Raw genomic sequence first — 12,478 nt, 5'->3', positions numbered from 1 at the left:
CTGCTTAGCGTAGATAAATCAAGGGTTTTTCTTTCAAAATCTTTTTACGCGTTATAGCCGAATAATTTTAAATCTTCCCCTGAGTTCGAAATGATCTCTTCGAACTTCAATCCTACTTTTTCTAAAAGCTTTCCTGACTGGATGTTATCAGTAGTAGTAATGGCTACAATTCGTTTCAGACCTAGTTTTTGTACTCCGTATTCGATTACAGCAGAAGCTGACTCGTAGCCATATCCTTTCGAACGGAATTTCTCTAAAAAGGCAAAGCCGATATCAACATCTTCTAATGAATCTCTTTTAATAAGGCCACACATACCGAGCGGAGTGAGATCTTCTTTTCGTTCTACTAAGTAAAGGCCGAAGCCCATTTTATTATACATATCAACGGGGCCGTTTAAGATGTATTTTTTTGCATCTTCTAAGTTTTTAATCCTTTTATCACCGATATACTGAATCCATGCAGGATCGTTTACTAACTCGAGAATAAATGGAGCATCTTTTAGATGAAACCAGCGAAGAACGAGTCGTTCCGTTTCAAGAACTATCACAATCTACTGCACCACCTTTAACATTTATAATCATTAGTATGGATTGTGTAATACAAAATCGCAACATATTTTATAAGATCCAGGATTGTTCACATAAAGTTCGTTTGTTTTGCATAAAGGGATATTTTATAATTAGAATTGATTGTAAAGAGTGAGATGCTTATACAATGACTCCTAGGTGACTAGGAGTTTTTACTATATAACTATCATTATTACTAAATATGACACACTACACATTCTACTCAAGGAGGTATATAATGAAGAAATTATATAATGCATCGTTTACGTATTTGATTATCGGTTTATTATCAGGGATTTTCGCTAGGGAGTATGGAAAGTATAAAGGGATTGTAGGATCTACTTTGTTAAACCTTTTACATACACATACACTTGTACCCGGCTTTTTCTTCTTTTTAATTGCTTTAGGATTAGCAAAAGTATTCGCGTTTCATGAAGCGAAAAGTTTTAATAAGTGGTTTGTTGTACATAATATCGCATTAATATTAATGTTAGGTTCATTGGCAGCAAGAGGTCTTCTTCAGTTAAATGGAGCGGACTTTAAAGGGTTAACTTATATTGTTGGGTTTTCTCATTCGCTGATGGCATTTACTTTAATTTGGTTTATGTTGTTAATAAAGAAGTCATTTAAAATATAGTTTTATAGAAAAGAACTTGCAGTAATTGTTGCAAGTTCTTTTTTTATTCGAAAGTAAGAAATGAATTTCGTATATGTAAAACTTGAATTATTTAATTTTTCGGATTATTATGTATAAAACAGTTAACATATTTTGTAATTCAAATTTATAGAAAGTAGGAGAGTGTAAGATGGAAATAACGGTAGAGCGTTTAGTAAATGAATTAAAGGGTGTACTTCCCGAAGATCGAGTAGTAATCAATACAACAGTAAGAGAGTTACATAGTAAAGATGAATCTTATCATGCTAGTAGTTTACCTGATGTAGTAGTTTTTCCGAAAACGACCGAAGAGGTTAGCACGATAATGAAAATAGCGAGTGAGCACGGGACACCCGTCGTTCCGTTTGGGGTAGGTTCTAGTTTAGAAGGACATGTAATTCCTTATGAAAAAGGAATTACGGTTGATTTTTCATTAATGAACAAAATTCTTGAAATAAGAGAGAAAGATTTTCTGGTGAAAGTACAGCCAGGAGTGACTCGTTCTCAGCTCAATAAAGAATTGAAGAAATACGGATTGTTTTTTAGTGTGGATCCAGGAGCAGATGCAACGTTAGGGGGAATGGCTGCTACAAATGCAAGCGGAACGACAGCGGTTAAGTATGGAGTAATGCGTGATCAAGTTCGTGATTTAGAAGTCGTTCTTGCTGATGGGGAAGTAATACATACTGGGAATTTAGCTGCGAAGTCGTCATCAGGTTACCATTTAAATGGTGTTTTCGTAGGATCAGAAGGTACGCTTGGATGCTTTACAGAGTTAACATTAAAAGTATACGGCATACCAGAGCATGTTATGGCCGCGAGAGCATCGTTTCCAACTATAAATGATGCAGTAGAAGCTGTTATTAACATATTGCAAGCGGGTATTCCGATTGCGAGAATTGAACTCGTTGATGAACTATCTATGAAACAAGTCAATCATTACAGTGAAACAAGTTACAGAGAAGAACCTACATTGTTTTTAGAGTTTCACGGTAATGAAGCAGGGTTAAAGCAAGATGTTGAGTTTACGAAAGAAATTGTTTTTGATCATAAATGTAAAGAAGTTGCTTTTGAAACGGAAACTGCAGCGAGAAATAAATTATGGGATGCACGGCATAACCTAGCATACGCTTACGTTCATAGCTATCCTGGTAAAAAGCTTATGAGTACAGACGTATGTGTACCAATTTCAGAATTGGCTGGGGCAATTCAACATGCGAAAGATACATTAGATAAGGTTGGGCTTGTTGGTGGTATTCTTGGTCATGTAGGAGACGGGAATTTCCACGTGCTCTTAATGGTTGATCCAAACGATAAAGAAGAAGTGGAAAAAGCAGATGAAATAAATGAAAGTATCGTTTTGTATGCTCTTAAACGAGGGGGAACGTGTACAGGAGAACATGGCGTCGGAGTCGGAAAAAGGAAGTATCAAGAAGAAGAACATGGGGCGGCATTATTCGTAATGGAAAAAATAAAGAGAGCTCTTGACCCGCAAAATATTTTGAATCCGAATAAGGTGTTTCAATTAAAGGATAGGGGCTGATTGGGTGAAAGTACTAGAGGCGATAAGTAATATAGCTGGAAAGTATTTTGCATTTTGGGTTATTTGTATTGCAGCTATTGCATATTTTATTCCTGCTCCATTTCTGGGGTTAACTAGTTACATAACGATTTTACTTGGGGTTGTCATGTTTGGGATGGGATTAACATTGAAGGCTGTTGATTTCAAAATCATAGCTACAAAACCATTACCAGTTATTATCGGTGTATGTGCTCAGTTTATTATTATGCCACTTGTCGCATACGTACTAGCCTACGTTATGAATCTGCCAGCCGAATTAGCAGCTGGATTAGTGTTGCTCGGTTCAGTACCGGGTGGCACCGCATCAAATGTTATGGTTTATTTAGCAAAAGGGAACTTAGCGTTGTCTATTGCAATGACGTCATTATCAACGTTACTAGCACCAATTGCTACACCTCTTATTTTATTATTACTTGCAGGACAATGGATGCCGGTTAATCCTATGTCTATGTTTCTTTCTATCGTACAAGTTATTATCATACCTATTATTTTAGGATTAGTAGTGAAGAAGTTATTCCCTAAAACTGTTACGAAAGGAATGACCGTTATCCCTTTCATATCGGTTGTAGCAATTATCATTATTGTTTCTGCAGTTGTTTCAGCGAATGTAAGTAGTATTACTTCTTCAGGCCTTCTTATCTTTATTGCCGTTATGCTCCATAATGCTTTCGGTTTTTTACTCGGATATATAACAGCATTCATACTTAGACTAGACGAAGGGACAAGAAGAGCTATTTCAATAGAAGTAGGAATGCAAAATTCAGGTTTAGGTGTTGCGCTAGCAACAGCACATTTTGGACCAGCTGCCGCCCTCCCAAGTGTGTTAGCAGCAGTATGGCATAACATTGCAGGACCGATTTTAGCAACCATCTGGTCAAAAAATGCAAAGGATACTTTCAGTGATGAAACTTTATCGGTAAATATAGAAAAATAGGAATGATAAAGAATGCAAAAACGTATTGTACATTTTGAAGGGCTAGTTGTTTTCATAGCTGCGATTTATGCGTATTCATTATATGAATTTAGTTGGATAATATTTTTTCTGTTCCTTTTAGCTCCGGATTTATCAATGTTAGCGTATGGTATAAATAATCATGTTGGGGCTAACATTTATAATTTATTTCACACATATATCATATCGATATTAATTGTTATCATAGGTGCTTATTTTAAGATAGATATAGTTATTATGATTGGTTTAATATGGACCGCACATATTGGAATGGATCGAATGTTTGGATATGGATTGAAATATGAGACGGATTTTAAGGATACTCATATTCAGAGGTTATAGTTGCTTTTGAGGAGAGGGATACTTTGAAACAGAGAATTACTATCGAAGAGTATAACATCAAATGGGAAAGTGAATTTAATAAGTTACAAACTCTCATTAACGATGTAATGGAAGACAGTATTTTATCCATTGAACATGTTGGGAGTACATCTATTAAAGGACTTGCAGCAAAACCAATATTAGATATTGATATCATAATAGAAGATTATGGGTTTTTTCCTAAAGTAGTAACAAAGCTTGAAGCGATAGGATACTATCATCAGGCAGAATGGAGCTACAAAGGGAGAGAGGCGTTTGGCAGAAAGGACGCTTTCGTTCCGTGGGACGGAGAAAGTACAGATTGGATGGAACATCATTTGTATGTGTGTGATAAAGAAAGTGAAGAGCTAAGAAGACATATAGCGTTTCGGGATTATCTTCGTGAACATGAAGGTGTTGCTGTTGAATATGGACGTTTAAAGAAAGAATTAGCAAGAGAATCGAAAAATAGAGCGGGTTATAGTGAAGGTAAGACGGCATGGAATACATGCTGCCTATTCTTTTGAAATAGAACGCTGCCATTATAAAACAAATACAAACTGGCCCTGTTGAATGCTACGATACTTAAATATAATGAGAAATAAAAGATCGGAAAAGAGGGAACTTATGTATATACCAAAATATTTCGCAATACAAGATGAAGAAATGAAGTATGAGATAATGGAACAAAATAGCTTTGCGACATTATTTTCTCAACATAACGGGGAACCATATGCATCGCACTTACCGTTGTTATTAAATAGGGAGACCCTTACTTTACATGGTCACTTCGCACAGCCGAATGAACAGTGGAAAGATATTGGGACTCAGCAAGTACTAGCTATATTTCAAGGACCACATAGTTACATCTCTCCGTCATGGTATGAAACAAACAATGCAGTACCAACATGGAATTACGTTGCAGTGCATGTATATGGTGAATTAGAAATTGTTGAAGATGAACAGGAATTAATAGACTCTCTTCAAGAGTTAGTACATAAGTATGAAGATCCGGAGAGCACCTACTCACTTAATGATGTAGACCCGAATTATATGGGAGGATTAAGTAAGGGGATAGTTGGGTTCAAAGTAAAGATAAATAAAATAGAAGGAAAAGAGAAGTTAAGTCAAAATCATTCTGTAGAGAGACGGAAATTAGTTGTGGAGGAACTTGAGAAAGTTGGTAGTGAGGGGAGTAGGGGGATTGCAGGGTTGATGAAAGATTAACGATTAACGATTATATAAAGGATATGTGCGTTTAATTTATATAAATTAAAAATTCGTGCTAATAATTAGCACGAATTTTTGTTATGCTTGTTTAAGCCCGTATGCTGGAGACCATGTATCGCCTTTATTTAAGGCTACATCTTTGGAATTATGACTAAATCCAAAACTCAAAATTAATGTCAATGCTACTGCCGATAGTGCTAAACCAATTTTTTTCATTATTTTAACGCCCCTTTAGCTAATGATTTTTTACGTGCTTGATTGCTTAAATAAAAATATTTACTTGCTTTGAAGTGATTTTCTTCTGCATAAAACTTATTTGCTATTCTTTCTGTATACTCTTCGATGCATTCCCATAACTCTTCTGTTTCGAAATAAGAAACTCCTGCTAAAACTACTTTTTCTATTTCAATTGTATTTGATTCTTTACAAAGCTCGTCTAAGATTTTAAATCGATATTGATATTCTTTAATTTCTAGTTTGTTACAGACGGATAAACCTCTTTCAATAAATTGAGATGCAGATTCTTTTTCACCTAATTTCAAATATTCATCTGCTTGCAGATAAAGAGCTTTAAAATGATTCGGCATACTTTCAGTAACTTCGGATAGATGACGAATTGCTAAAGAAGAAAGATTTTGATTTGCGTACAGTAAACCAATATTATTTCTTGTACGTAAAAGTAATGATTTTTCGCCTTTCTTTTTAAGAATATCGATAGCGGAGTTAAAACTTTCTTCAGCTTGTTCATATTGTCTTAAATCTAGACAAGATAGCCCGAAAACATTGTCACATGCAGCTAAATTAACTTCATATCCTGAGTGTGTAGAGAAAACTTTTTTAGCTTTTTGTATATAGTTGATTGCTAATAATGGGTTGTATATTTGGTAATAAAAAGAGGCGATACGATAATTGAATTCAGCAAGTTCTAATTCTTCAGGTACATATTTTAAAAGTTTTTCAGCTTTCTCGAAGTGATTTTTAGCTTCATTATAGTCTGCAAGAATGGTGCTATGAATGGCTTTAAAGAAGTGATAATAATAAGCAAGACAATTATTTTCGGGTACTGGATAAATATCAATTTTATTAAAAGCATCTTTAGTAATATTTAAACCATCCGTTAAAACTTCATATCTAAAATTAAAAAGTGAATAATACAATAGTAGATTAGTATCTTTTTCAGAACTAGAGATTTTATCCTCAATATCATTTTTAATCTTTGTTGCTTGAATAGTTTGATGTTTCAATATTACTCTATACCAATCATTAAATAATTTCGTAATTTGTTCATTACCTTGTAGTTGAACGTTCATGAAATCCCCTCGCTTTTTGAATATTCTTATAAAATATAGTATCAAAAATAACAATATTTAGAAATGCGATTTTTATTTCTCAATATTTGTTTAACAAACTTTTCAGTAAGCCGATTGGAATAGTATTAATTTGTTTTGGAGTAAAGAAAAGGTGTCGGGGGAGGGGGCATTTTAAATTTCTAGTTGAGAGGTGAAAATATAAAAAAGGGTGCGTTCACACAATTTATATGAACACACCTTTTTACAGATTAAACAATCAAGTCCCACAAAAAGTACGATAAGGGCGATTCGTAGGCGCAGGTGGAAGGCAGTATTCTTCTTGATCTGTAGAATATGCATAAGGATTTGCTAGAGCTTCAAGAAGTTTTTTCATTACGCTATAGTCGCCATTTGTGACAGCGGCTTCTAGTGCTTCTTCTACGCGATGGTTTCTTGGGATGATTGATGGGTTATTATTTTTCATCATTTCGTAGGCATTTTCTTTCGATTCATCTTGTTTTTCTAATCGAGATTGCCACAGTTTGTACCATTCTTTAAATTCAGGGCTATCGAATAGAGGGGTATTTTCTAACGTATTAAGAGTTAATGAACGGAATGTATTTGTGTAATCCGCTTTAAATTTCTCCATCATTTTTAAAAGTTGCTCAATAAGTGATTGATCTTGTTCTTCGTTGCTAAATAGTCCTAATTTCTTTTTCATTCCAAGGAACCACTGGTTTTCATACTGTACGCTAAATTTTGAAATTTCGTCTTGAGCAATCTTTAATGCTTCTTCTTCATCTTCGTGTAGGATTGGTATTAAGGATTCAGCTAGTCGCGCGAGATCCCATGCGGCCATATATGGTTGATTTCCATATGCGTAGCGACCTTGTGTATCAATGGAGCTAAATACAGTTCCTTGGTCGTAATTGTCCATAAATGCACAAGGGCCGTAATCAATCGTTTCACCGCTAATCGTTATATTGTCAGTGTTCATTACGCCGTGAATAAATCCAACAAGTTGCCATTTTGCGATAAGACTTGCTTGTCTTTTAATGACCTCTTGTAGCAATGCAGTATATCGGTTTTCATGATCTTCAATTTCTGGATAATGCCTTTTTATTGTATAGTCAGCTAGTGATTGAAGATCCTCGATAGAACCGCGAGCTGCAGCATATTGAAATGTGCCGACGCGTATATGGCTGCTTGCTACTCTAGTTAAAATAGCTCCAGGTAACTTTGTTTCACGATATGTTGGTTCGCCTGTTGTGACAACTGCTAAACTGCGGGTAGTTGGAATATCAAGTGCATACATTGCTTCGCTAATAATATATTCACGTAGCATTGGACCGAGTGCAGCACGACCATCACCGCGGCGTGAATACGGAGTAGGACCAGAACCTTTCAGTTGAATGTCAAAACGTTTACCTGAAGGAGTCATTTGTTCACCAATTAAAAGAGCACGACCGTCGCCTAACATATTAAAATGTCCGAATTGATGACCGGCATATGCTTGTGCTAATGGACGAGCTCCTTCTGGGAGTGCATTACCAGCGAAAATAGCGATTTCGGCTTCCTTCTTCAATTCTTCAGGATTAAAGCCAAGAGATATCGCAAGTGAATGGTTTAGCTTAACTAACTCCGGTGAACTTACGGGAGTAGGGGGGATTTCTGTATAAAATGATTGTGGTAAAGTCGTATAACTATGGTCTAAATTCCAACCAGCTTCATTATTTTTAGTCATTTTATCTCCTCCTTGTTTATTTTTTTTATTATGTATTTGTACGTATGTATTCTTTGTAAAATTAGCTAAAAGTATAATATGATATTTCCCCTTGCAATCTATTGTAAGGACTTCACTGCACTATGTCTATTTAACAGTAAATATAAAAACTCCATTTGAAGAAAATGGAGTCTTTATTATTATTTCATTTTTACAATTATTTTTCCTTTTGCTTTTCCGGCCTCTGAATATTCCATTGCTTTTTGCGCATCTTCAAAAGGGAAAACTCGATCGATTACAGGTTTGATTTTTCCGGCTTCAATATAGTTTGCGATAGTACGTAATTGATCTCCGCTTGGCTTCATAAATAAAAATGAATATTGAGCATTATGCTTTTTTTCAAGTGCAGTAAGTTTTTTACTTGCTAATGAAAATAAGAATGTTTTAAAAAATCCAGAACCAAATTCTTTACCGAAACGAGCGTTTGGCATTCCTGAAACGGAAACAATGTTGCCGCCGCTTTTTATAATATTGAATGATTTTTCAAGTGTTGTACCACCAATGGTATCAAATACTGCATCATAATCTTTTAGTATTTCTTCAAATTTTTCTGTTTTGTAATTAATAATTTGATCTGCTCCAAGAGACTTTACTAAATCGGAACCAGCTTCACTAGCAGTTGTTGTAACGGTAGCGCCCATTATTTTTGCTAACTGAATTGCGAAAGTACCAACACCACCAGATCCAGCGTGAATTAAAATCTTTTGATCTTTTTGTAATTGCATAATGTCATGTAATGCTTGATAGGATGTTAAGCCAACAAGTGGAATTGAAGCAGCTTCTTCAAAACTTAAATTTTTCGGTTTTAAAGCTATGTCATCTTCATGAATGGCTATATACTCCGCAAAAGTACCAATCTTATTTTTTCTTGGACGTGCATATATTTCATCGCCGACTTTAAAACGAGTTACTTTTGATCCAACCTTTATGATGACACCAGCAAAGTCATTCCCAAGGATTAGGGGCATTTCATATTTAAGTAACACCTTTACTTTTCCATCGCGTATTTTAAAATCAATTGGGTTAATACTAGCTGCATGAATTTCTGCGAGCACTTCATGCTCATTTATTTCAGGAATAGGTACCTCGGCCATACGCATTGGGACTTTTCCGTACTTATCAATTATCATCGCTTTCATTTCTTATACCTCCAAATTTCAATAAAGTGAAACTTTAATCAGTGGGGGTTCTTCATCTCCCACTGATTATTAGTTGAACCAATCGGACTTTTACGGGCAGTTGATCCCCTATCTAAATTCTTTACTTTCGCTGAATTCTGAGGTGGGGGTCTTACTGCCCGTTAAAGTGGGATAAAAGTTGTGCAATAGCTTTTCGATATCTAATACAAGATTTTTTAATAAACTTAATTTTGTACGTATATCAATATAATAAAAGTTTTTTGTACCTTCTTTTCGCATTAAAATAATACCGGCTTCTCGTAAAATTCTAAGGTGATGTGATACCGCTGGTCGAGAAAGGTGTGTTTGTTTCGTAATTTCACCTACACGTAATCCTGTTTGACATTCCGTTTCCATGAGAACTAACAAAATAGCTTGACGTGTTTCATCGCCAATTGCTAATAATACTTTTTGAGAATCAATAAAATCTTTTTTTATAACATTTAATTGTTCTTGTTTATTCATTTCAATTACTTTACCTCCTGCTAATGAGTCGAAAGGTTTAAGATGATGGACCATTACTTCGATACGGTAATGCTACATGATTGTTGTATGAGCTGCAATATTGGGAAAGAAAATCGAGACGAATGAAATTTTATGAGTTGAAAATGGTAGGAGATAGAAAAGGCTTAATAATACGTTGTTTACAGATGAGGATGGTTAAGTCATTGCACAAAAAATTAAGCGGTCGTAACCCTATATAATTTATAGGGTTACGACCGCTTATCATGTTTTTATTATTTTGAAGTGAGTTGTTTCGTTTTACTCTTTCATACATGCAGAATTCAAGCAGATTATAGATGTATGAAAAAGTAAAAGTAATTTGGGGCGTAATCTATCTATATGATAATTTAAAATGAAATATAAGTCTATATCTTTGTTTTTTTTTTGATTATATTTATGTCACTGAGCTCAGAACAATGACGTGGAGGATAAGTATATGGAATTGAATTATGTACCAGTTTTAATTGTTGGAGGGGGATTATCAGGATTAGCGTCTGCGTTATTCCTTGCAAAACATAATATTGAATACTTGCTTATTGAAAGGCATCCGTCTACTGCCATTCATCCGAAAGCAGGTGGAATCACTTTTCGTACGATGGAGTTATTTCGAGAATTAGGTTTAGAACAAAGAATTAGATCAGCGGGTAAAGCGTTAGAAAATTGCCGCGGAAGAATAGCGGTTCATACAATAGCTGAGGCGAATCAGGAAGAATTCGCACAATTGAGGGTGACTCAGTATGGAAACGATGAAAAATTACTTCGAAAAGTAAAAGAGATTAGTCCATCAAAACAAACTGCTTGTTATCAAATTACTTTAGAAGAGATGATGTTACAAGAAGCGAGAACATTAGGCGGAGAATTATCTTTTTATCATGAATTGGTTTCTTATGAACAAAATGAGCAAGGAGTAATCGCAACGATTCGAAATCGTGAAACAGAAAAAGAAAGTGTCATACATTGTGACTATGTAATTGCAGCAGATGGGGCAAAAAGTAAAATACGTGAGCACTTAGGGATTAGTACCGAGGGTCGTGGAACAATTGGTGGTTATTATATGAATATTTATTTTGAAGCGGATTTAAGTGAATTTATACAAGGAGATGCATTTGGTTTTACTATGGTACTTCATCCTGAAGTTCTTGGTGCGCTTATTCCAGTTGATAACGAAAGAAGATGGATTTACCATGTATCCTACGATCCATTAAAAGGAGAGAGACCAGAAGATTTCACTATAGAACGTTGTAAACAAATTATTCAAACCGCAATTGGAAGCACAAATGTTGAGCCGGAGATAGTAAGTGTTTTACCGTGGAAAGCGGCTGAAAGTACTGCTACAAAATTTCAAGATAATCGCGTTTTGTTAGTTGGTGATTCTGCACATATTATGCCCCCAACAGGAGGGTTTGGTTCCAATACAGGAATACAAGATGCACACAATCTAGCTTGGAAATTAGCAGCTGTTTTAAAAGGAAAGGCAAAAGCAAAATTGTTAGAAACATATCACGAAGAGAGATACCCTGTTGCAAAATTAACGACAGATTATGCGAGTAGTTTACTGTTTCGTGCTGCGAATAGAGAGGAAGGCAGTCTGAATAATATGGACGGTTTAGCTGTGACTGTTGGGTATCATTATAGTTCAGATGCAATAATAGATGAATCAGTCATTCCACATAGAATGGATAGCGTAGAGTTGAACGGGAGACCTGGAACGCGAGCGCCACACTTTTGGGGAATGTATAAAGGGAAAAAAGCTTCTATATTAGACTTATTTGGTAACAATTTTGTATTACTTACTGGAGTAGACAATAGTTCTTGGGCTGAAGCTGTGTATGATGTTTCATCTAAATTAGGGATAAATATTAATGTATATCGAGTAGGGGGAAGCGGAGATTTTATTGCTCAAGAAAATGTTTTTCGTGAATTATATGGGATAGGAAATGAAGGAACTGTATTAATTAGACCAGACGGCTTTATTGGATGGCGTTCGGAAAAAGCAGTGGTAAATCCAGATGTAATACTGGAGAAGGTAATGAGTAATTTATTATGTAGTTTTTAAGTAGCTATGGAAGTATATTGTTTTATATGCTTCACTTTACTGAAAAAATAATATTCACAAATATTAATAGGTTTGGTATGATTAATTTCGACAAGTTAATCGAGGCCGGAGATATTTGAGATAAGCCATAAATTTATTTAAGGATACAGAAGTGTCCTCTAAATAATTTATGGCTTTTTTTATTGATGAAATGTAATCAATAGGAAGTTACATGTGAATAGGGGGGATATGGAAAATAAATAGTATAGTAATAACATAGGGGAATTATATTTGTAAGATTGGAATTTTAATATAAACTTATAAAAATGATGAAAGTATATCT

General features: G+C 34.9%; 13 protein-coding genes. 7 read left to right on the top strand and 6 right to left on the bottom strand.

Going from position 1 to position 12,478, the window contains the following annotated elements:
* Positions 1-44: 44 nt before the first annotated feature.
* Positions 45-548, bottom strand: a complete 504-nt coding sequence (locus tag PDQ33_RS05670) for a GNAT family N-acetyltransferase (protein WP_000636234.1) — start codon at positions 546-548, stop codon at positions 45-47.
* Positions 549-805: 257 nt separating this feature from the next.
* Between PDQ33_RS05670 and PDQ33_RS05665 the strand changes: the two genes are divergently transcribed.
* From PDQ33_RS05665 to PDQ33_RS05640, 6 genes are all read left to right on the top strand, one after another.
* Positions 806-1,204 (top strand): DUF2871 family protein, encoded by a 399-nt coding sequence (locus PDQ33_RS05665; protein ID WP_270755036.1) that lies wholly within the window; start codon positions 806-808, stop codon positions 1,202-1,204.
* A 169-nt stretch (positions 1,205-1,373) separates the two neighbouring features.
* Entirely contained in the window at positions 1,374-2,765 is a 1,392-nt protein-coding gene (locus PDQ33_RS05660; protein ID WP_061131703.1) for an FAD-binding oxidoreductase, read from the top strand.
* Positions 2,766-2,769: 4 nt separating this feature from the next.
* Positions 2,770-3,738, top strand: coding sequence for a bile acid:sodium symporter family protein (locus PDQ33_RS05655; protein WP_061131704.1), 969 nt, complete (start codon positions 2,770-2,772; stop codon positions 3,736-3,738).
* A gap of 12 nt (positions 3,739-3,750) precedes the next feature.
* On the top strand, positions 3,751-4,098 hold the full coding sequence (locus tag PDQ33_RS05650) for a DUF4260 domain-containing protein (protein WP_001172036.1): 348 nt from the start codon (positions 3,751-3,753) through the stop codon (positions 4,096-4,098).
* A 23-nt stretch (positions 4,099-4,121) separates the two neighbouring features.
* Positions 4,122-4,643, top strand: a complete 522-nt coding sequence (locus tag PDQ33_RS05645; RefSeq protein WP_270755033.1) for a GrpB family protein — start codon at positions 4,122-4,124, stop codon at positions 4,641-4,643.
* A gap of 100 nt (positions 4,644-4,743) precedes the next feature.
* Entirely contained in the window at positions 4,744-5,343 is a 600-nt protein-coding gene (locus PDQ33_RS05640; protein ID WP_270755032.1) for an FMN-binding negative transcriptional regulator, read from the top strand.
* 81 nt (positions 5,344-5,424) lie between these two features.
* Here the strand turns inward: PDQ33_RS05640 and PDQ33_RS05635 are convergent, their stop codons facing one another.
* From PDQ33_RS05635 to PDQ33_RS05615, 5 genes are all read right to left on the bottom strand, one after another.
* On the bottom strand, positions 5,425-5,562 hold the full coding sequence (locus PDQ33_RS05635; protein ID WP_071741755.1) for a Phr family secreted Rap phosphatase inhibitor: 138 nt from the start codon (positions 5,560-5,562) through the stop codon (positions 5,425-5,427).
* Positions 5,562-6,656, bottom strand: coding sequence for a response regulator aspartate phosphatase (locus PDQ33_RS05630; RefSeq protein ID WP_061131706.1), 1,095 nt, complete (start codon positions 6,654-6,656; stop codon positions 5,562-5,564). The genes PDQ33_RS05635 and PDQ33_RS05630 overlap by 1 nt, the downstream gene beginning before the upstream one ends.
* 256 nt (positions 6,657-6,912) lie before the next feature.
* Positions 6,913-8,379, bottom strand: a complete 1,467-nt coding sequence (locus tag PDQ33_RS05625) for a protein adenylyltransferase SelO (protein ID WP_270755027.1) — start codon at positions 8,377-8,379, stop codon at positions 6,913-6,915.
* A 179-nt stretch (positions 8,380-8,558) separates the two neighbouring features.
* The gene (locus PDQ33_RS05620) at positions 8,559-9,557 is read right to left on the bottom strand and encodes an NADP-dependent oxidoreductase (RefSeq protein ID WP_270755026.1); all 999 of its coding nucleotides are present in this window, start codon (positions 9,555-9,557) and stop codon (positions 8,559-8,561) included.
* Between the two features lie 108 nt (positions 9,558-9,665).
* Positions 9,666-10,061, bottom strand: a complete 396-nt coding sequence (locus PDQ33_RS05615) for an ArsR/SmtB family transcription factor (RefSeq protein ID WP_001041183.1) — start codon at positions 10,059-10,061, stop codon at positions 9,666-9,668.
* Positions 10,062-10,536: 475 nt separating this feature from the next.
* Between PDQ33_RS05615 and PDQ33_RS05610 the strand changes: the two genes are divergently transcribed.
* On the top strand, positions 10,537-12,156 hold the full coding sequence (locus tag PDQ33_RS05610; protein WP_139339227.1) for an FAD-dependent oxidoreductase: 1,620 nt from the start codon (positions 10,537-10,539) through the stop codon (positions 12,154-12,156).
* The last annotated feature ends 322 nt before the right edge of the window (positions 12,157-12,478 follow it).

It is taken from the genome of Bacillus cereus group sp. Bc031 (assembly GCF_027716265.1).
Classification (GTDB): Bacteria; Bacillota; Bacilli; order Bacillales; family Bacillaceae_G; genus Bacillus_A; species Bacillus_A paranthracis.
Note: the sequence above shows the minus strand (reverse complement) of the source record. Positions and strands in the feature narration are given on the sequence as shown.

Excerpts from the sequence above, each read along its gene's own strand:
- PDQ33_RS05665 (WP_270755036.1), top strand. The coding sequence starts at position 806 with ATGAAGAAATTATATAATGCATCGTTTACGTATTTGATTATCGGTTTA.
- PDQ33_RS05660 (WP_061131703.1), top strand. The coding sequence starts at position 1,374 with ATGGAAATAACGGTAGAGCGTTTAGTAAATGAATTAAAGGGTGTACTT.
- PDQ33_RS05650 (WP_001172036.1), top strand. The coding sequence starts at position 3,751 with ATGCAAAAACGTATTGTACATTTTGAAGGGCTAGTTGTTTTCATAGCT.
- PDQ33_RS05640 (WP_270755032.1), top strand. The coding sequence starts at position 4,744 with ATGTATATACCAAAATATTTCGCAATACAAGATGAAGAAATGAAGTAT.
- PDQ33_RS05635 (WP_071741755.1), bottom strand. The coding sequence starts at position 5,562 with ATGAAAAAAATTGGTTTAGCACTATCGGCAGTAGCATTGACATTAATT.
- PDQ33_RS05630 (WP_061131706.1), bottom strand. The coding sequence starts at position 6,656 with ATGAACGTTCAACTACAAGGTAATGAACAAATTACGAAATTATTTAAT.
- PDQ33_RS05625 (WP_270755027.1), bottom strand. The coding sequence starts at position 8,379 with ATGACTAAAAATAATGAAGCTGGTTGGAATTTAGACCATAGTTATACG.
- PDQ33_RS05620 (WP_270755026.1), bottom strand. The coding sequence starts at position 9,557 with ATGAAAGCGATGATAATTGATAAGTACGGAAAAGTCCCAATGCGTATG.
- PDQ33_RS05615 (WP_001041183.1), bottom strand. The coding sequence starts at position 10,061 with ATGAATAAACAAGAACAATTAAATGTTATAAAAAAAGATTTTATTGAT.
- PDQ33_RS05610 (WP_139339227.1), top strand. The coding sequence starts at position 10,537 with ATGGAATTGAATTATGTACCAGTTTTAATTGTTGGAGGGGGATTATCA.